Raw genomic sequence first — 18813 nt, 5'->3', positions numbered from 1 at the left:
CTGCAATCGATTGTTGTCGTGGGCGAGCGAGCAGGATAGGGTAGACGATACAGCGCACGAGCGTGCGGGGCCTTGAGCGGGGCAGGAGCCAGTGTCGATGAACCAAGCCATTGCCAAACCGCGACTTTCGGTGCCCCGGGTGCTCGAGATGAATCTCGGTTTTCTGGGGCTCCAGTTCAGCTTCGGGCTCCAGCAGGGCAATATGGCGCCGATCTACAGCTATCTCGGCGCGGAGGAGGCGTCGCTGCCGCTCCTGCTGCTCGCCGGGCCGGTCACGGGGTTGCTGGTCCAGCCGGTCATCGGCGCGATGAGCGATCGCACCGCATCGAAATGGGGCCGACGCACCCCCTATTTTCTGATCGGCGCGGTGATCTGCTCGCTCGGGCTGTTCTTCATGCCTTTGAGCGCATCCCTGCTGATGGCAGTGTCGCTGCTGTGGATCCTTGATGCCGGCAACAATATCACCATGGAGCCCTATCGCGCCTATGTTTCAGACCGCCTCGATCAGAGCCAACACCAGATCGGTTTCCTGACTCAGGCAGCCTTTACCGGTCTGGCACAAATGCTGGCATATCTGACGCCGTCGTTGCTGGTCTGGGCGGGGATGGATCAGAACTGGGTCGACAGCCACAACATCCCGTACACCGCGCGTGCCGCGTTCATGATCGGATCGGTGCTGGCGCTCGTGACCATCCTGTGGTCGGTTTGGCGCGTCCCCGAACTGCCGCTGACCGAAGCCGAGCGCGCGCGGATCCAGGCGCAGCCAGGCGGAGTCGCGGCAACGCTTGCCGAAATCGTCGATGCGATCCGCGACATGCCGGTCGCGATGCGCAAGCTCGCGATCATGAGCCTGTGCCAATGGTATGCGATGGCGGCCTATTGGTACTATGTCATCTACGCGATCGCGCGGTCGGTCTATGGCACCGCCGACGCGACGTCCGACGGCTTCCGCAGCGCGGTCCTGACCAACGGCGAAGTGGCGGCGTTCTACAATTTCGTCGCCTTCGTCGCCGCCTTTGCGATGGTGCCGCTGTCGCGGCGCTTCGGGGCGGGGGTCATGCACGCGCTTTGCCTGACCGCGGCGGGGGCGGCGATGCTCACCCTGCCGCACATCACGCAGAAGGCGATGCTGTTTCTGCCTGCGATCGGCATCGGGCTCGGCTGGGGCAGCATCATGGGCAACCCCTACATCATCCTGGCGGGATCGATCCCGCCGGAGCGTACCGGCGTTTATATGGGTATCTTCAACATGATGATCGTCATCCCCATGATGCTGTTCTCGCTCACCGTGCCGTTCCTCTACGGTCCGGTGCTGGGCGGCGATCCGCGCAACGTCCTCATGCTAGGCGGGGTGCTGATGCTGGGCGGCGCGTTCGCGGTGCTGTGGGTGCGTGAAGGGCGCGCGGGCTATGTCGCGCCCCTGATGCAGACGGCCTGAGCCGCGCGTCCGTGCCGTCGCCGCTGGAACGCACCATGCCGCCTGTCATCCCGACCACGCCCTGGACCGTCGATCATGTCCGTCGGATCGCGACGCAATCGGGTGCCGACCTGCCCCTGATCGGCGCGGCCGATGTGCAGCCGATGATCCCCGGCATGGACCTGTGGGACATGTGGCAGCTCCAGCATAGCGACGGGCGGCTGGTGGTCCGCGACGGACGCAGCCTGTGGTTTTTCCTGGCCGCGCCGCGCATGGCCGATCCGGGCGCGCGCCACGATCATGCCCGCATTCGCGCGCTCAGCCACGGACCCGACGGCTGGCGCGACCTGGGCAACGCGTTGCCCGACGGCTTCTCCCCGGGCAGCCGCGAATGGTCGGGCTTCGCCGTGCTCGACGACGCGGGCGGCATGATCACGCTCTATTTCACCGCCGCCGGTCATCGCGCCGGGGGCCCGCGCTTCGCACAGCGGCTGTTCGAGACGCGTCGCCGGCTCCACGACGATACCGGTGAGGCGATGATCGACAACTGGACCCCGCCGGTGGAAAGCATCCGTCCTGACGGCGTGCATTATGTCGCGGCGGTCCAGGACGAGGCGGAGGCGGGCGGCATCAAGGGCTTTCGCGACCCCGCATGGTTCCGCGATCCCGCTGACAGCCGGGAATATCTGTTGTTCACGGGTTCCGCGTCACCCGACCCGGCGGCGTTCGATGGCGTGATCGGCATTGCGGCGCGCGATGCGGGTGCCTGGCGGCTGCTTCCCCCGATCGTCGATGCCACCGGCGTCAACCGCGAGCTCGAACGTCCGCACATCGTGATGGCGGGGGGGCGCTATTATCTGTTCTGGTCGACCTGGGCGCATCGTTTCGCGCCGGGCGTGCCGGGGCGGACGGGCCTGTATGCAATGGTCGCCGACCGCATGGCCGGACCGTGGCGGCCGGTCAATGGCAGCGGGCTGGTCGCCGCCAACCCGGTGGCCGAGCCCTTTCAGGCCTATTGCTGGTGGGTAACCGCCGAACATCGCGTGATCAGCTTCATCGACCTGTGGGGCCTGGCGGGGCGCGATCCCAACGCGCCAGGCGTGGCGCGCGCGCAGTTTGGCGGCACCGCCGCGCCCTGGTTCGCGCTGGCGTTCGACGGCGACCGCGTGACGATCGCCTGAATGCGATCAGGTCGAATCGCGCGGGATCAACAGCGGCTGCATTTGGACAGCGGCGGTTTCCTGGCCCCCCATCCGCGCGAACAGCGCGCGCACCATCAACTGGGCGCCTTCGCGGATATCCCGGCGGATCGTCGACAGCCGCGGCACCGTCTGGCCGGTGATGGGCAGGTCGTCATAGCCGATCAGGCGGACATCGTCGGGCACGCGCACACCATGGTCGGCGAGCACGCGCAACGTCGCCATCGCAATCATGTCGGTCGCGGCGAACAGGCCGTCATAGCCGCCCGTGATGTCGCCCAGGTGCGTCTGAAGGTCGCGTTCCTGGAACTCGACCGCCAGATGGGTGGCGAACAGCGTCGGTTCGGCCAGTCCGGCGGCGGCGGCTGCGTCGCACAATCCCTCGAAGCGCAACCGGAACTCGGGGGCCTCGACGTCGCCCAGAAAGGCCAGCCGCCGCGCCCCGCGGGCGATCAGATGCTGGCCCGCGATCCAGCCGCCGTGACGATTGTCGGTGCCGATCGAACAGTGCACCTGGCCGTCGAGATGCGAGCCCCATGCGACGAGCGGGCGATAGCGTCCGGCGACGCGTTCGATCACGGCAAACTGGTTGGACTGGCCGATCAGGATGACGCCGTCGAGCATCCCCGAATCGACGATGCGGTCGAGCCAGTCGTCGCCGTCCGGGATGACGCGCGAGAGGACCAGGTCATAACCCTTTTCGGTCAGTTCGTCCGCCAGCGCACCGATCATCGTCATGAAGAACGGGTCGGACAGGTGCTGGCGCCGTTCATGGCCAAGCGGGATGACGACGCCGATCATCCGCGTGCTCTGCGTGCGCAGGCGGCGCGCCATCTGGTTGGGACGGAATTCATGCTCGCGTGCCAGTGCCTGGATGCGCTCACGAGTTTCGGGGTTGACCAGCGACTTGTTGGCAAGCGCGCGCGACACGGTTCCGGCGGACACCCCGGCCAGCTTGGCAAGATCGGCGATGTTGCGCACCCGCGTGGTCATGCCCCCTTTGACCTGTTTGCGGACGAACGATCAAGGGCCGGTGCGCGATCGTCGCTTGAACGCGTACCGGCGGCGTTGCTAGGCGGACGCGGTGGCCTTTTGGGGCAAGGGGGGATTTGCGCGTGGTGACGACTGCGCCGGTATTGGCCGGCATCGAACTCGGTGGGACCAAGTCGATCGCGCTGATCGGCCAGGGCGACCGGATCATCGACCAAGTGACGGTGCCGACCACGACGCCCGATGCGACGCTGGGTCCGCTCGCCGCCGCGCTCGGCCGCTGGCGCGCGACGCATGCGCCCGCCGCACTGGGCGTGGCGAGCTTCGGGCCGGTGGGCGTGCTGCCGGGTCGTGCGGATTATGGCCGGATGCTGCCCACGCCCAAGCCCGGCTGGGCGGGGGCGGTGATCCTCGACCCGCTGGCGGCGATGGTCGACGGGCCCGCGATGATCCACACCGACGTCACCGGCGCGGCGCTGGCCGAGCAACGCTGGGGCGCGGCGGTCGGGTCGCGCGATCTGGTCTATGTCACGATCGGCACCGGCATCGGAATGGGCATCATTGCCGACGGGCGAGCGGTGACCGGACAAATGCATCCGGAGGCCGGCCATGTCGCCGTCCGTCGCCTTCCAGGCGACGATTTCGCCGGGGTCTGCCCCTTTCACGGCGATTGTCTGGAGGGGCTGGCGAGCGGCCCCGCGATCGTTGCGCGCGCGGGTGGACGGCCGGGCGACGCGATCGCCGACGACGATCCCCTTTGGGTGCCCGTCGCCGACGCGCTGGCGGGCGGTTTCGCGATCCTGATGCAGACGCTGGCACCCGACCGCATCCTGATCGGCGGCGGCGTCGCGGTGAACCGGCCCGCGCTGCTGCCGGCGATCCGCCGGGGCATGCTGGCGAAGCTGGCGGGCTATCTGCCCTTCGTCACGGCGGACACGATCGATGCGCAGGTCCGGCTGGCGGGGCTAGGCGACCGGGCCGGGCCGCTTGGCGCGCTCGCCCTGGCGCAAATCGCGCTGGATGAACGCGCACCTGGTTAGACAGGTCATGCGATTGCGGCTGGCGCGGCGCGGCGTCGCCGTGCCACAATGCGGGAAAATCGCCCGGGAATCGCGCCGGGCCATGAAGCTGGAGCAGATGCCATGGCCGCAGCCTATATCGTCGACGCCGCGCGCACCGCCGGCGGCAAACGCAACGGACGCCTGTCGGGCATCCATGCCAATGACCTGGGCGGGCTGATCCTGACCGCCGTCGCCGAACGCAGCGGGATCGACCCCGCCGCGATCGAGGACGTCATCATGGGCTGTGTCGGCCAGGCGGGCGAGCAGGCGCTGCACATCGGCCGCAATGCGGTGCTGGCATCGTCGCTGCCGCAATCGGTGCCGGCGGTGTCGATCGACCGTCAGTGCGGATCGTCCCAGCAGGCGATCCAGTTCGCCGCCCAGGCGGTGATGTCGGGCACCCAGGACGTGGTGATCGCCGCGGGCGTCGAAAGCATGAGCCGCGTGCCGATGGGCTCGACCGCGCTGCGCGAAACCGGGGCCAAGCCCTTTTCGCAAAAGGTGCTCGATCGTTTCAATGTACGCGGGTTCAGCCAGTTCACCGGCGCGGAGATGATCGCGCGCAAATACGGCTTCGACCGCGAAATGCTCGACGCCTATTCGCTGGAGAGCCATCGCCGCGCCGCTGCCGCCACCGAAGCTGGTGCGTTCGCCGGTGAGATCGTCGCGGTGGAGGTGGAGACGTCCGAAGGGCCGGTGATGCATGACCGCGACGAGGGCATCCGTGCGGACGCGAGCCTGGAGGGGCTGGCGAGCCTAAAGACCCTGGCCGAGGGCGGCGTGATTACCGCCGGCAATGCCAGCCAGATCTGCGACGGATCATCGGCGGTGCTGGTCGTGTCCGAACAGGCGCTGAAGGATCATGGCCTGACCCCGCTGGCGCGCATCGTCAACCTGACGGTGACGGCGGGCGACCCGGTGGTGATGCTGGAGGAGCCGCTGTTCGCGACCGACCGGGCGCTGAAGCGCGCCGGCATGAAGATCGACGAGATCGACCTGTATGAAGTCAACGAAGCGTTCGCGCCGGTGCCGCTGGCCTGGCTGCGCCATGTCGGCGCGGACCCCGAACGGCTGAACGTCAATGGCGGCGCGATCGCGCTCGGCCACCCGCTGGGCGCAAGCGGCACCAAGCTGATGGCGACGTTGGTCCACGCGCTGCGCGCGCGGGGCAAGCGGTACGGGCTGCAGACGATGTGCGAGGGCGGCGGCGTCGCCAATGTGACGATTATCGAGGCGCTGTAGGCCGCGATGCCGGGGGCGCTGGACGGCATCCGCATCATCGAGTTCGCCGGCATCGGGCCGGGCCCGTTCTGCGGCATGATGCTGGCCGATCACGGCGCGGAGGTGATCCGGATCGACCGGCCGGGCGCGCGGCTCGACCCGGTCGATGCGCTGTCGCGCTCGCGCCGCTCGATCTGCCTCGACATCAAGTCGCCGGAGGGGCGCGACATCGCCCGCGCGCTGTGCGGGACCGCCGACGGGCTGATCGAGGGGTTCCGCCCCGGCGTGATGGAGCGGCTGGGGCTGGGACCGGACGCGCTGACTGGCGACAATCCTCGGCTGGTCTATGGCCGCATGACCGGATGGGGTCAGGACGGACCGCTGGCGCAGGCCGCCGGGCACGACATCAATTACATCGCGCTGTCGGGCGTGCTGCACACGGTCGGGCCGGCGGGGGACAACCCGGTGCCGCCGGTCAATTATGTCGGCGATTTCGGCGGCGGCGCGATGATGCTGGCGTTCGGCATGGTCAGCGCGCTGCTGGCGGTGCGGATGGGCCGGCCGGGGCAGGTGGTCGACGCCGCAATGTCCGACGGGTCGGCGCTGATCGCCGCGATGACCTATGCCTTTCACGCCAGCGGGCGGTGGCGCGACGAACGCGGCGTCAATGTGCTCGACGGCGGCGCGCATTTCTACGACACGTTCGCGTGCGCGGACGGCAAATATGTCGCGATCGGTTCGATCGAAGCGCCTTTTTACCGCCAGCTGCGCGAGGCATTGGACATCGCCGACGATCCCGCCTTCGACGTCCAGCTCAATCCCGCGACCTGGCCCGAGCTGAAGGCGCGGATCGCCGACATCTTCCGCAGCCGCAGCCGCGACGAATGGTGCGCGGTGATGGAGGGGACGGACATCTGCTTCGCGCCGGTCCTGTCGCTCACCGAGGCGCCGGCGCATCCCCACAATATCGCGCGCGGCACCTTTGCGACCGTCAACGGCGCGATCCAGCCCGCGCCGCACCCGCGCTTTGCCGTGACCCCCGCCCCGCCCCCGCGCGGGGCCGGCCCGGCAGGCGCGGACAGCGACGCGATCCTGGGCGAGCTGGGCCATGACGCCGCGGCGATCGCGCGGCTGCGCGCGGCGGGCGTGGTGGGTTGAGCGAGCGCGTCTACCTGCCCAAGGCGTCGGAGCTCGTCGCCGAGCGGGTGCGGCGGCGCATCCTGTCGGGCGAGCTGAAGGACGGCGACACGCTACCGCCCGAGGCGCAGCTGGTCGCGACATTGGGCGTCTCGCGCCCGACATTGCGCGAGGCGCTGCGGGTGCTGGAGGGCGAGGGGTTCCTGCGCATCATGCGGGGGTCGCGCAGCGGCGCGCTGATCCGCCGGCCGGGCAGCGCGGGGGTGGCGCGCCAGGCGGGCTATGCGCTGCAGGCGGCCGGTGCGACGATCGGCGACGCCTATGCCGCGCGGCTGGCGATCGAGCCTTTCCTGGTCCGCGCCATCGCCCAGCAGCGTGCGTCCGCTGCGATCGAGCGGCTGCGCGGCGAATATCGCCGGCTCGTCCGGCTGATCGACGGCGGGCATTATGGCGACTTCATCGCCGGGCTCGACCGGTTCCATCGCGCGATCGCAGAGGTCAGCGGCCAGCGCACATTGTTGCTGATGACCGACATCCTGCAGCGGCAATATCGCGCCTATCAGCGCGAATGGCTGGCCACCCACCGCCTCGGCGACGAGGAGCGCCAGCGTTACGTCCGGTCGGGTCTGAAATCGGTGCTGCGGCTGATCGAGCTGGTCGAGGCGGGCAATGCGGACGGGGCGGAAGCCCATTGGCGGCTGCACCTGACCAATGCCAACCGCGCCTGGCTGGGCCGCGAGGGTGCCGCGCGACCGTTGAGCCCCGACGCGATGGCTTGACGATGTCCGGCCCCGGCCGCATGCTTGCCCTGTCGCGCCCGAACCGGCCGGCGATGGAGATTTGATGACCGCCTGACGTTCGGCTCCCCGTGGCGGGAGCTTTCCGACCCACCGCCCCGGCGTCAGCCGGCTGACGCGGTGCGTCCTGCGGACATGCCCGCCAATGCGCGGGCGATCAAAAGGAAATCCGAGTTGAACGAGAACATCAATGTGCGCGCCATGGCGCGTGCCGACCTGCATGCGATCGCACGCGTGCTGGACGACACCGGGCTGTTCCCCGCCGAAATGCTGGCGGAGATGGCCGAACCCTGGCTTGCGGGCCAGGCACCGCATCACTGGCTGGTCGCCGAACGAGAAGGGGAGGTGATCGGCTTTGGCTATTGCGAGCCTGAGCGGATGACCATCGGCACCTTCAACCTGCTGGCGATCGCGGTGCGCCCCGAGTTGCAGGGGCAGGGCGTCGGCACCGCGATCATCGCGGCGCTCGAGTCCCGGCTCGGCCAGTCGGGCGGGCGCGTCCTGATCGTCGAAACCTCGTCGCTGCCCGATTATGCGGCGACGCGTGCCTTCTACGACGGGCTGGGCTTTGCCCGCGAGGCGCGGATCCGCGACTTCTATGACACGGGCGAGGACAAGATCCTGTTCTGGAAGCAGATCGGCTAGCCGCGCGCCGACAGGGGGGTGGTCGCGCCTGACCGGCGCGACCACCCCTTTCCCCATGTATCGCCGGACATACGTATTCAGCCGCGAATGCTTGCCACGCGGCCGCCCGCCGCCGACGATGCCCCAAAATCAGTGCGCGTCGACGCGCGGGAGGAAGTGATGTCGCGGCGCATGATCCTGGCCTTGGTCGCGATACTCCTGCCGTTTGCATCAACGGCGACGCCGGTCGCGATCCCGGCGGCGGTCCCCGTCGAAGCACCCGCCCGCCCCGTCGAGGCACGTGCGCACTGGCTGACCGCCGACCTGATCGCCTGGCGCCCCGTCGCCGGTGCCCGGCCCGTGATCGAGGTCGATAGGGCGGCACTGATCCCGCTGATCGCGGCGGGCACGCTGAGCGGCGACCTGGCGACCGCCTATCCGCATCTGCGCGGCCTGCCGCTCTGGCGGATCGCGGGCGTGGACCCCGCGCGCGTGCGCGGCTGGCTCAAGGGGCCGGTGGCGGTGGTGGCGCGCGATGCGGCCGGACGCATCGTCGATCGAACCGGGGTCCAGACCGGCGGGGTGATCGACGCGCTGTTCGCAACCGACGCGCCGCTCGGCGTCGGGTTCGCCGATGGTCGCCCGACGCTCGCCTTGTGGGCACCGACCGCGCGTGCGGTGCGCCTGCATCTGTTCGACGGGCCGAGCGGCGCCGCGCACAAGGTGCTGGCGATGACCGGGGATGCCGCGACCGGTGTCTGGCACATCACCGGCGAACGCGACTGGAACCGTCGCTATTATCTCTACGAGGTCGAGGTGTTCGTGCCGGCGACGGGCAGGGTCGAGACCAATCTGGTCACCGATCCCTATTCGCTGTCGCTCGCCGCCGACAGCGCGCGCAGCCAGATCGTCGATCTGGCCGATGCCGACACCAAGCCCGCCGGCTGGGACCGCATCGCCCGCGTGCTGCCCGAGGCGCCCGAGGACCGCGTCTTCTACGAGCTGCATGTCCGCGATTTCTCGATCGCGGACCGCAGCGTGGCCGCGGCGCACCGCGGGGGCTATCTGGGCTTTGCCGATCCGCGCAGCGCCGGCATGCGACGGCTGCGCGCGCTCGCCCGGTCGGGGTTGAGCGACGTGCACCTGCTGCCGACCTATGACTGCGCCACGATCGCGGAGCGCGCGCGCGACCGGCGCGAGCCCGGCGACCTGAGCGACCTGCCGCCCGACAGCGACCGCCAGCAAGCGGCGGTCGAGGCGGCGCATGCGAAGGACGGGTTCAACTGGTGCTATGACCCGTGGCATTATCTGGTGCCCGAGGGCAGCTATGCGACCGATCCCGACGGCATCGCGCGCATCCGCGAGTTTCGCCGGATGGTCGCCGCGCTTGCCGATGCCGGGCTCGGCACCGTCCTCGACGTCGTGTTCAACCACACCACCGCGTCGGGCCAGCATCCGCGATCGGTGCTCGATCGCATCGTGCCGGGCTATTATCACCGTCTGGATGACAAGGGCGCGGTGACCACCAGCACCTGCTGCGCCAACACCGCCAGCGAACGGCGGATGATGGAGCGGCTGATGATCGATGCGATGGTCGTTTGGGCGCGCGACTACAAGGTCGCGGGTTTCCGCTTCGACCTGATGGGGCATCATGGCCGCGACACGATCCTGCGCGCGCGCGATCGCCTGGCGCGGCTCACGCTGGCGAAGGACGGCGTCGATGGCGCGCGCCTCTATATTTACGGGGAGGGCTGGAATTTCGGCGAGGTCGCCGACGACGCGCGCTTCGTTCAGGCGACCCAGCGGCACATGGGGGCCGGCACCGGCGTCGGCACGTTCAACGACCGGCTGCGCGATGCGCTGCGCGGCGGCGGCCCCGCGGACCACGGCGCGACGCTCGTCCGCACCCAGGGCTTCGCGAGCGGGCTGTTCACCGCCCCCAACGCGGCGCGGCCGGCGGACGATGCCGCGCGCGTCGCCGCACTCGCCGCCGCGGATCAGGTGCGCGCGGGGCTTGCCGCCAGCCTGTCCGACTATCGGCTGGTCCTGGCGGATGGCACGACGCGCGCCGCGCGCGAGCTTGACTATCACGGCGCGCCCTTCGGCTATGTCTCCGACCCTCAGGAAACGATCAACTATGCCGAGGCGCACGACAACCACACGCTGTTCGATTCGAACGCCTATAAATTGCCGCCCGGCATCACCGCCGCGGAACGGGTGCGGTGGCAGAACATTGCGACATCGGTCATCCTGCTCGCGCAGGGGGTGCCGTTCATCCATGCCGGCCAGGAGCGGCTGCGCTCGAAGTCGCTGGATCGCAACTCGTTCGATTCAGGCGACTGGTTCAATCTGCTCGACGCGGATGCGCGCGACAATGGCTGGGCGCGCGGACTTCCCCCGCGGGTCGAAAATGGCGAGGACTGGCCGATCGCCGGCCCGCTGCTCGCCGACCCGCGCCTGCGGGTCGACGCGGGCGACATCGCGCGGGCGCAGGCGCACCTGCACGAGCTGTTGAAAATCCGGCGCGCCTCGCCCTTGTTGCGGCTGCGCACCGGCGCGCAGGTACGCGCGCAGGTTCATTTCGAGGGCGCGGGCGTCGAACGCCAGCCCGGCCTGATCGTCATGGCGCTGGGCGATTCCGCGCGGCCCGACATGGTCGTCACGATCAATGCGAGCCGCGAGGCGCGGTCCGTGCCCGCGCCCGCCGGGGCACGCTACACGCTGCATCGCGTGCAGCGCGCGTCGGACGATGCGGTGCTGCGTTCGGCCACGTGGCGGACCGGCCGCTTCGAGGTGCCCGCGCTGACGACCGCCATATGGGTTGCCCGGCCGGCACGCAGTGGCCGGATCGCCGTCCGCTAATCGTCGCGCGCGGGATAGCGATCGCGATCGAGCCGGTCGCATTCCGCATCATCGGGGTCCTTGCGGCACCGCTTGGCGAGCTTGCGCATCTCGCGGCCGTAATTGCGGTCGGCCTCGTCCTGGCTGGTCGTCGACCAGTCGACGACCTGTGCGCCCGCCTTGACGGGCAGGGTGACGATGTCGACCGCAGTCTTGGCAATGCAGCCAGGGGTTGCCAGGGCGGCAAGCACCGCCAGACCGGTACGCACGCGCATGATCCCTCGCGCTCCTTACTCGGGCGAGCGGCCCCGTGCCGCATCCCGCGCCCGAACGGCAGCATAGGGGAAGTCGGAGAAAACGCCATCCACGCCGAGGTCGAGGAAGCGGGCGATTTCGGCGGAGAGGTCGCCGTGCGCGGCGGGATCGTCGCCGCGCCTCAGGCTGGCGGGCAGAAAGAAGTTCTCGGCGCGAAAGGTCCAGGGATGGACACCAAGCCCGGCGGCATGGGCATCGCGCACCAGCGTCGTCACGGGGCCGTCGCCTGGCTGCACCAGCCCCTTGGCTGGTCCGATACCCCAGGCATAGGCCGCGATCCGTCGCAGCGCGTCCGGCGTCGTCATCGCGGCATAGCTCGGATAGCTGCCGTCGGCGGGCGCTCCCTGATCGGCGATCAGCTGGATCAGCCGGACCCGGGTCATGCCCTTCAGCCGCTTCAGGTTTTCGACCTCGAACGACTGGATGAACACCGGCGCGTCGGCATCGTCCCAGCCTGCCGCGTTCAGCTGCGCGACCAGCGCCGGTTCGATCGGCAGGCCGATCGACGCGAAGTATCCCGGATGCTTGGTTTCGGGATAGATGCCGATCCGCCGCCCGGTCTTTGCCGTGTGCTGCTGGGCGAGCGCGATCACTTCGGCCAGCGTCGGCACCTCGAACCGGCCGTCATGGCGGACATTGTCGGGACGCAGCCGGGGCAGGCGCTCGCGTGCGCGCAGCGTCTTCAGCTCGGCGAGCGTGAAATCCTCGGTGAACCATCCAGTCATCGTCTCGCCGTCGATCGTCCGGGTCGTCCTGCGATCGGCGAACTCGGGATGCGTGGCGACGTCGGTCGTATCGGTGATGTTGTTCTCATGCCGCGCGACCAGCACGCCGTCCTTGGTCGGCACCAGATCGGGTTCGATGAAATCCGCACCCTGTTCGATCGCGAGCGTATAGGCCGCGATCGTGTGTTCGGGCCGTTCGCCGCTGGCGCCGCGATGGGCGATGACGATCGGGGGGTGGAGCGGGGCGTCGCGCATCGGCATCTCCTGCACCCCCGCCAGCGATAGCGCCACGATGATCTGCAACATTTTGCACTCTCCCTGCCTCGAACTGCGCTAGGCACCCGATGTTACAGTCTCGTGCCAGGCGCACGCTATCGGGGGGATGATGTCGATCATGCCGCGCACCGTGCGAGTGGTTGCCCGACGCGGCCGGTTGCGATGAACGCGACGACACTCGCGATCGCGCTCGGACTGTTTTCGGCGATCACGCTGGCGACGGCCAATCTGGCGGTCAAGCTGGGCAGCGACATCCTGGTCGGGCGCGCGGTGCTGTCGACCAGCTCGGCATTGATGGTCGCGCCCTTCGCGCTGGTCGTGCCATGGCCCGACGCAGCGACGCTGGCTGCGCTCGGCTGGGCGATACCCGTGCATTTCGCTTATCAGGTCTGCCTGATCCGCGCGCTCGAGCGGGGCGACTTCTCGCTCGTCTTTCCGATCATGCGGGGCACTGCGCCGCTGCTGACCGCGCTCGCCGCCGCGGTGATTCTGGGCGAACGGCTGAGCGCGATCGGCTGGCTGGGGCTCGCGATCGCGACGGTCGCGGTGATCGCCTTCGCCTGGCCGCGACAGGGTGGCGGCTGGCGGTCGCATCCCGACGCCGCGGCGCTCGGCTGGGCTGGCGCGACGGCGATCGGGGTTGCGCTCTACAGCGTGGCGGACGCACGCGGCGTGCGCATCGCGCCGACGCCGGTCACCTATATCGTCTGGCTGTTCATGGTCGACTGGGTGCTGGTGACGATCACCGCGCTGGCGGTGCGGCGCGGACAGGTGATGGCAGTTGTAGCGGCGCGCTGGCGCTATGGCCTCGCGGCAGGCGCACTGTCGGTTCTGTCGTTCGGGTCGGCGCTCTACGCTTTTTCGCTGATCGAAACCGCCAAGGTCGCGGCGCTGCGCGAAACCGCGGTGGTATGGGCGGCCGTGTTCGGCGCGCGCCTGTTGCGCGAGGGGTCGGGCGCACGGCGGATCGCGGCCGCGGTCATGCTGGTGGCCGGCCTGATCCTGCTGCAGTTCGCGGGTTGAGCCGAGCCAGGTCCAGCCCGGTTGCCCCTATTCGTGGCGGAGCGCGTCGATCGGGTTGAGCGCGGCGGCGCGTCGGGCGGGAAAGAAGCCGAACACGACCCCGATCAATGCGGAAATGGCAAAGGCGCCGATGTTGATCGCCGGATCGAACAGCCAGGGCAGCTTGGCGAGCGGCGCGATCAGCCCGATGGCGAGTTGGGCGAGCAGCAGCCCCATGATGCCGCCCAGCATCGACAGCACGATCGCCTCGACCAGGAACTGGGTCAGCACCTCGCGCCCGACCGCGCCGATCGCCAGCCGGATGCCGATTTCGCGGGTGCGTTCGGTCACGCTGACCAGCATGATGTTCATGATGCCGATGCCGCCGACGATCAGGCTGATCGCGGCCACCGCGGTCACGATCGTGGTCAGCAGCTGCGTCGTCTGGGTAAAGGTGTCGGTGAACTGGCGGCTGTCGAAGATGAAGAAATTGTCGTCCTGGCCGGGCTGGATCCGGCGGCGCTCCTGCAACAGGCTGGTCAGCGACGCCTGCACCGCCGACGTCTGGTAATCGGCGTCGACGCCGACCAGGATGGCGCGAATGTCGCGATTGCCGGTGAAGCGGCGCTGCACCGTCTTGATCGGCATGATGATGACATTGTCCTGATCGCCGCCGAAGCCGGCTTGGCCGCGCGGCTGGAGCGTGGCGACGACGTCGCACGACACGTTGCCGACGCGGATGCGGCTGCCCACCGCGCCGCCGCTGCGGAACAGGTTGGTGACGACGGTATTGCCCAGGATGCACACCGCCTTGCCTGCCTGTTCCTCCGCCGGGCTGAACAGCCGGCCGTCGGACAGCTTCCAGGGCTGGATCTGGAAAAAGGCGTTGGTGGTGCCGTTGATCTGGGTCGACCAGTTGGCGCCGTTGAAGATCGCGGTCGCGCTCGCCTGCGCGGTCGGCGCGACGGCGGCGACGCCGGCGATCTGCTCGCGGATCGCCTCGACGTCGGCCATCTCGAAATCCGGCGGGCGCGGGCCGCCGCCGCCGCGTCCGAAGCCCTGACCGGGCAGCACCTGGAGAATGTTGGTGCCGAGCGCGGCGATCTGCTGCTGCACGGCGACCGTCGTCGCCTTGCCCAGCGTCACCATCGTGACGACCGCGGCGACGCCGATGATGATGCCCAGCGTGGTCAGGAACGAGCGCAGCTTGTGGCGCAGGATCGACCGGACGGCCAGCGTGAAGGTGGTGCCGAGCATGATTACCTCCCTCCTCCTCGACGGGGGAGGATAGCGAAACTTGCCGCGTAAGCGGCTAGTGGAGCTTGGAGAGGGTCGCGGCTCGCGATGATCGGGCGGCGCTCTCCCCTCACCCAGCTCCGACTAGGCAGCAAGCTGCCAAGTCTGCGCATCCCTCTCCCACAAGGGGAGAGGGGTTGGATAAACGGGTTTCTCCCTCCGAAACCCGATCCGTTTGTCCTGAGCTTGTCGAAGAACGGTTCTTCTTTGCAGTGATCAATGAAGAAGAACGGGGCTTCGACACGCTCAGCCCAAACGGCGCGAGGGGCACGCAAAGACCGCATCACCCTCATACCGGCACCCCGGCGCGGTGCCCGGTATCGATCCGTTCGACCAGACCGTCCTTGAAATGGACGATCGTGCGCGCGAATGCCGCCATGTCGGCTTCGTGCGTGACCATCAGCACGGTGATGCCGCGCTCCTGATTCAGGCGCGTGAGCAGCTCCATGATCTCGATCGAGCGTTCGCTGTCGAGATTGCCGGTCGGTTCGTCGGCGAGCAGGACGTCGGGGTTGGTCACGATGGCGCGTGCGATCGCCACGCGCTGCTGCTGACCGCCCGACAGTTCGGCAGGCGTGTTCTTCCACCATGGCGCAAGCCCGACCTGTTCGAGCGCGGCCATGCCTGCCTGTTGCCGTTCCTTGCGCGGCTCACCGCGATAGAGCAGCGGCAGCTCGACATTCTCGAGCGCGCTGGTGCGCGCCAGGAGGTTGAAGCCCTGAAACACGAAGCCGAGATATTTGCGGCGAAGCAGCGCGCGCTGGTCGCGGTCCAGCCGTTCGACATGGACGCCCTTGAACTCGAAGGTCCCGCTCGACGGCACGTCGAGGCAACCGAGCATGTTCATCGTCGTCGACTTGCCCGACCCGGAGGGTCCCATCACCGCGACGAAATCACCAGCGGAGATGTCGAGGTCGACCCCCTTCAGCGCCTGGAACGCGGTCGGTCCTTCGCCATAGGTCTTGGTGACGCCGCGCAGGCGGATGATGGGGTCGGGCGGGTTACTGGCCACGCCGCCCCCCGCCGCCGGGACCGCCACCACCCTGGCGCCGGCCACCACCGCCGCCTGACCGGGCTTCCTCGCCACCCGACAGCTGGCCGACGATCACCTTCATGCCCGGGCGCAGATCGCCGCCGGTCACCTGGGTCATCTGGCCATTGCTGTTGCCGGTCGTGATCTTGACCTGCTGCGGCTTGCCGTCGGCGCCGAGCACATAGACGGTCTGCTGCGAACCGCGGCCGATCTCGGCGGTCTTCTCGGCGCCGCGGCCGAAGCGACGGCCGCGCGGGATCAGCGCCCCGGCAACGCCGCTGCCCGCATCCTGGCCGCCCGCACCCTCGGCCTGCGGGGTGAAGCGCAACGCCGCGTTGGGCACCAGCAGGACATTGCCCGCCGAACTCGTTACGATCTCCGCCGTCGCGGTCATGCCGGGGCGTAGCCGCTGCCCGGGATTGTCGACGCTGAGCACGGCGGCATAGGACACGACCTGATTGGCGGACGTGGTGGTGCTCGTCGTCGCAGCCGACGCCTCCTGTGCCGACAGGTTGGAGCCGACATCGACGCGGGTGATCTGTGCCGGGAAACGCTCGCCGGGAAAGGCATCGACGGTGAAGGTCGCGCGCTGGCCCTGCTGGACCTGGCCGACATCGGCTTCGTCGATCGCGACCTCCAGCTTCATCGCGCTCAGATCCTCGGCGATGACGAACAGGGTCGGCGTATTGAACGAAGCGGCGACGGTCTGGCCGGCATCGACCTGGCGCGCCAGCACGACGCCGTTCACGGGCGAGCGGATGACGGCGCGCGACCGCTGCGTCTGGTTGGACGAAAGCTGGGCGCTCGTCGCCTGGACATTGGCCTCGGCGGCACGGACATTCGCGATCGCGCGCCCGACCGCGGCGCGCGCGGTGTCGAGTTCGGTCTTCGCCGGCACCCGCCCGCCCGACAGGCGGCTCACCTCCTCGAACCGGGTCAGCGTCGCCTGCGCCTCGGTCAGCGTCGCGCGCTGCTGGGCCACCGCCGCGCGGTTGGCGGCAAGCTGTGCCTGGGTCTGGCGGATCTGGTCGTCCAGCTGGGCGGGGTCGATCAGCGCCAGCGGCTGGCCCTTGGCGACCCGGTCGTTGACGTCGACCAGCACGCGCGTGACCAGCCCCGACAATTCGGAGCCGACCGTGACCTGATTGGTGGGTGCCAGCTTGCCGGTCGCCGAAACACTGACCTCCAGATTGCCGCGCGTCACCGTCTGCGTCGAATAGCGCGGCGCTTCGGGGCCGCTGAACAAGCGCATCGCTGCCAGGATGAGCAGCAGGACACCGACGGCCGCCAGCGCCCAGTAGAGGCGGGTGCGCCAGCGCGGGCGTTGCTTTGCACCCAGGAACGTGTCGAGATCGGGGCTGGACTGGTCGGCCATCACTTGTTCCGATTGGCTTGAAGGGCGGTGCTTTCCGCCAGTTGATCGACTTGCGGGACCGTCGCGCTGTCCCACCCGCCGCCGAGCGCGCCGTAGAGCTGAACGAGCGCATTGGCCTGATCGGCCTGCGCCTGGGCCAGGCTGTTGGCGGCGGCGAACAGCTGGCTTTCCGACTGGTTGAGCGTGGTGAAATCGGTCAGGCCCGAGCGATATTGCGTGCGCGCCAGCAGCGCCTGGGCATCGGCGGCGTCATAGGCGATGCGGAATTCCGCCTCGCGTGCCTGTGCGGTGCGCAGCGCCACGATCGCATTCTCGACATCCTCGAGCGCGGTCAGCACCGAGGATTTGTAGGCGAGGAACGCGCCGTCCGCCGCCGCACGCGCCGACCGCAGCTGGCCGCGCAGCCGGCCATTGTCGAAGATCGTCTGTGAGAGGCCGAGGAAGATGCGGCCGGTGATGATGTCGAACAGGTCGGAAATGGCGTTGGCGTTGGTGTCGATGCTGCCCCCGATGCTGAGCGCGGGATAAAGCTGGGCCTCCGCCACGCCGATCTGGGCGGTGGCGGCGGCCAGCTGGCGTTCGGCGCTGCGCACGTCGGGGCGCTGGCGCAGCGTGTCGGCGGGGATGCCGACTGCGACGGCGGCGGGGCCGCGCGGAATCGGCCGGGTCTGCTCCAGCTGCGCCTTGAGCGCCCCCGGCGCGCGGCCGGTCAGCACGCCGAGGCGCGAAACCGCCTGATTATAGCTCTGTTCGATCTGGGGCACCGTCGCGGCGGTCTGTGCCCGCTGCGCGCGCGCCTGTTCCTGGTCGAGCGACGAGACGAGCCCCGCCTGCACCCGGAAGCCTGCGATCTCCAGATTTTCCGACTGGATGTCCAGCGAACGCCGGGCATTGGCCAGCTGCTGCTGCGCCAGTCGCGCGAGCACGTAATTGCGGGCGATCTCGCCCTGGGTGGCGATCAGCACGCTCGCATAGTCGAAGCCGCTCGCTTCGTAATTGGCGCGTGCGCTCTCGATCGTGCGGGCGTTGCGGCCGAACAGGTCGACTTGATAGCTGACATCGGGGCCGAGCGAGTAGCTGTCGCTGGATCCGCCGCCGCCGGTCGAGATGATCGTGCCGTCGGGCAGGGTGTTGACGCCCGCGCCGCCGCGCAACGTCTGGTTGCGCGTATAGTTGACGCCCCCGGTCAGGCTGGGCAGCAGCGCCGCGCGCGACTGGGCGAGCTGCGCGCGCGCCTGGCGCAGGCGGGTCACGGCCTGGCCGACGTCGAGATTTTCGGTCGCCGCCTGCTGGACCAGTTCGCCGAGCATGGGATCGTCGAAGCTCGCCCACCAGCGCGTCAGGTCGGGCTGGGGCGTCGCCTGGGCAGGGACGGAATAGCCCTCCGGCACGCCGAGGGCCGCCGGCGGGGCAGGGCGATAATCGGGACCGGCCGCACACCCCGCGAGCGGAACGAGGCCGGCCAGCATCATGGATCGGAACCGCAACGTCATGATTGCCCTGA

16 protein-coding genes are annotated in these 18813 nt (G+C 69.1%); 9 read left to right on the top strand and 7 right to left on the bottom strand.

Annotation, left to right across the window (positions count from 1 at the left end):
• Nucleotides 1-97 precede the first annotated feature (97 nt).
• A complete protein-coding gene (locus AX709_RS01020) occupies nt 98-1438 on the top strand; it encodes an MFS transporter (protein WP_066545820.1) in 1341 nt (446 codons plus the stop codon).
• Nucleotides 1439-1473: 35 nt separating this feature from the next.
• On the top strand, nt 1474-2598 hold the full coding sequence (locus AX709_RS01015; protein ID WP_066545857.1) for a glycoside hydrolase family 68 protein: 1125 nt from the start codon (nt 1474-1476) through the stop codon (nt 2596-2598).
• 6 nt (nt 2599-2604) lie between these two features.
• Here AX709_RS01015 and AX709_RS01010 read toward each other — a convergent pair whose 3' ends face one another.
• Complete coding sequence (locus AX709_RS01010) at nt 2605-3609, bottom strand: LacI family DNA-binding transcriptional regulator (RefSeq protein WP_066545817.1); 1005 nt, start codon at nt 3607-3609, stop codon at nt 2605-2607.
• Between the two features lie 122 nt (nt 3610-3731).
• Between AX709_RS01010 and AX709_RS01005 the strand changes: the two genes are divergently transcribed.
• From AX709_RS01005 to pulA, 6 genes are all read left to right on the top strand, one after another.
• Entirely contained in the window at nt 3732-4646 is a 915-nt protein-coding gene (locus AX709_RS01005; protein ID WP_331709692.1) for an ROK family protein, read from the top strand.
• Between the two features lie 102 nt (nt 4647-4748).
• Nucleotides 4749-5909, top strand: coding sequence for an acetyl-CoA C-acetyltransferase (locus AX709_RS01000; RefSeq protein ID WP_066545816.1), 1161 nt, complete (start codon nt 4749-4751; stop codon nt 5907-5909).
• A 6-nt stretch (nt 5910-5915) separates the two neighbouring features.
• Entirely contained in the window at nt 5916-7046 is a 1131-nt protein-coding gene (locus AX709_RS00995) for a CaiB/BaiF CoA transferase family protein (protein ID WP_066545815.1), read from the top strand.
• Nucleotides 7043-7804: a FadR/GntR family transcriptional regulator gene (locus AX709_RS00990; protein ID WP_066545813.1), complete on the top strand. Its 762-nt coding sequence runs from the start codon at nt 7043-7045 to the stop codon at nt 7802-7804. The genes AX709_RS00995 and AX709_RS00990 overlap by 4 nt, the downstream gene beginning before the upstream one ends.
• Nucleotides 7805-7996: 192 nt before the next feature.
• Nucleotides 7997-8467: a GNAT family N-acetyltransferase gene (locus AX709_RS00985; protein WP_197418969.1), complete on the top strand. Its 471-nt coding sequence runs from the start codon at nt 7997-7999 to the stop codon at nt 8465-8467.
• Between the two features lie 159 nt (nt 8468-8626).
• Nucleotides 8627-11308, top strand: a complete 2682-nt coding sequence (gene pulA / locus AX709_RS00980; RefSeq protein ID WP_197432002.1) for a pullulanase-type alpha-1,6-glucosidase — start codon at nt 8627-8629, stop codon at nt 11306-11308.
• Here pulA and AX709_RS00975 read toward each other — a convergent pair.
• On the bottom strand, nt 11305-11562 hold the full coding sequence (locus tag AX709_RS00975) for a hypothetical protein (protein WP_066481411.1): 258 nt from the start codon (nt 11560-11562) through the stop codon (nt 11305-11307). The two genes, pulA and AX709_RS00975, sit on opposite strands and share 4 nt — an antisense overlap.
• A gap of 15 nt (nt 11563-11577) precedes the next feature.
• A complete protein-coding gene (locus AX709_RS00970) occupies nt 11578-12633 on the bottom strand; it encodes a glycerophosphodiester phosphodiesterase (RefSeq protein WP_082731563.1) in 1056 nt (351 codons plus the stop codon).
• A 132-nt stretch (nt 12634-12765) separates the two neighbouring features.
• Between AX709_RS00970 and AX709_RS00965 the strand changes: the two genes are divergently transcribed.
• Entirely contained in the window at nt 12766-13626 is an 861-nt protein-coding gene (locus AX709_RS00965) for a DMT family transporter (protein ID WP_066481414.1), read from the top strand.
• Nucleotides 13627-13653: 27 nt separating this feature from the next.
• On the opposite strand, the gene AX709_RS00960 is transcribed toward AX709_RS00965, so the two are convergent.
• The 4 genes from AX709_RS00960 to AX709_RS00945 all read right to left on the bottom strand — a co-directional run bounded on the left by AX709_RS00960 (nt 13654) and on the right by AX709_RS00945 (nt 18802).
• Nucleotides 13654-14862, bottom strand: coding sequence for an ABC transporter permease (locus tag AX709_RS00960; RefSeq protein WP_066481415.1), 1209 nt, complete (start codon nt 14860-14862; stop codon nt 13654-13656).
• Between the two features lie 328 nt (nt 14863-15190).
• Nucleotides 15191-15913: an ABC transporter ATP-binding protein gene (locus tag AX709_RS00955; RefSeq protein WP_082730919.1), complete on the bottom strand. Its 723-nt coding sequence runs from the start codon at nt 15911-15913 to the stop codon at nt 15191-15193.
• Nucleotides 15903-17309, bottom strand: a complete 1407-nt coding sequence (locus tag AX709_RS00950) for an efflux RND transporter periplasmic adaptor subunit (RefSeq protein ID WP_066481418.1) — start codon at nt 17307-17309, stop codon at nt 15903-15905. The genes AX709_RS00955 and AX709_RS00950 overlap by 11 nt, the downstream gene beginning before the upstream one ends.
• Nucleotides 17309-18802 carry an efflux transporter outer membrane subunit gene (locus tag AX709_RS00945; RefSeq protein WP_066545804.1) on the bottom strand — a complete coding sequence of 498 codons (1494 nt, stop codon included), beginning with the start codon at nt 18800-18802 and terminating at the stop codon, nt 17309-17311. Before AX709_RS00945 ends, AX709_RS00950 begins: the two co-directional genes overlap by 1 nt.
• Nucleotides 18803-18813: the final 11 nt, after the last annotated feature.

Source organism: Sphingomonas sp. CCH15-F11 (assembly GCF_001557005.1).
GTDB lineage: Bacteria > Pseudomonadota > Alphaproteobacteria > Sphingomonadales > Sphingomonadaceae > Sphingomonas.
This window is presented reverse-complemented; position numbering and strand designations above follow the sequence as displayed.

Bases quoted from the DNA above. Each gene is read 5' to 3' on its own strand.
- AX709_RS00960 (WP_066481415.1), bottom strand. From the start codon at position 14,862: ATGCTCGGCACCACCTTCACGCTGGCCGTCCGGTCGATCCTGCGCCAC.
- AX709_RS01010 (WP_066545817.1), bottom strand. From the start codon at position 3,609: ATGACCACGCGGGTGCGCAACATCGCCGATCTTGCCAAGCTGGCCGGG.
- AX709_RS01015 (WP_066545857.1), top strand. From the start codon at position 1,474: ATGCCGCCTGTCATCCCGACCACGCCCTGGACCGTCGATCATGTCCGT.
- AX709_RS00995 (WP_066545815.1), top strand. From the start codon at position 5,916: ATGCCGGGGGCGCTGGACGGCATCCGCATCATCGAGTTCGCCGGCATC.
- AX709_RS01000 (WP_066545816.1), top strand. From the start codon at position 4,749: ATGGCCGCAGCCTATATCGTCGACGCCGCGCGCACCGCCGGCGGCAAA.
- AX709_RS00970 (WP_082731563.1), bottom strand. From the start codon at position 12,633: ATGTTGCAGATCATCGTGGCGCTATCGCTGGCGGGGGTGCAGGAGATG.
- pulA (WP_197432002.1), top strand. From the start codon at position 8,627: ATGTCGCGGCGCATGATCCTGGCCTTGGTCGCGATACTCCTGCCGTTT.
- AX709_RS00945 (WP_066545804.1), bottom strand. From the start codon at position 18,802: ATGACGTTGCGGTTCCGATCCATGATGCTGGCCGGCCTCGTTCCGCTC.
- AX709_RS01020 (WP_066545820.1), top strand. From the start codon at position 98: ATGAACCAAGCCATTGCCAAACCGCGACTTTCGGTGCCCCGGGTGCTC.
- AX709_RS00965 (WP_066481414.1), top strand. From the start codon at position 12,766: ATGAACGCGACGACACTCGCGATCGCGCTCGGACTGTTTTCGGCGATC.
- AX709_RS00975 (WP_066481411.1), bottom strand. From the start codon at position 11,562: ATGCGCGTGCGTACCGGTCTGGCGGTGCTTGCCGCCCTGGCAACCCCT.
- AX709_RS00950 (WP_066481418.1), bottom strand. From the start codon at position 17,309: ATGGCCGACCAGTCCAGCCCCGATCTCGACACGTTCCTGGGTGCAAAG.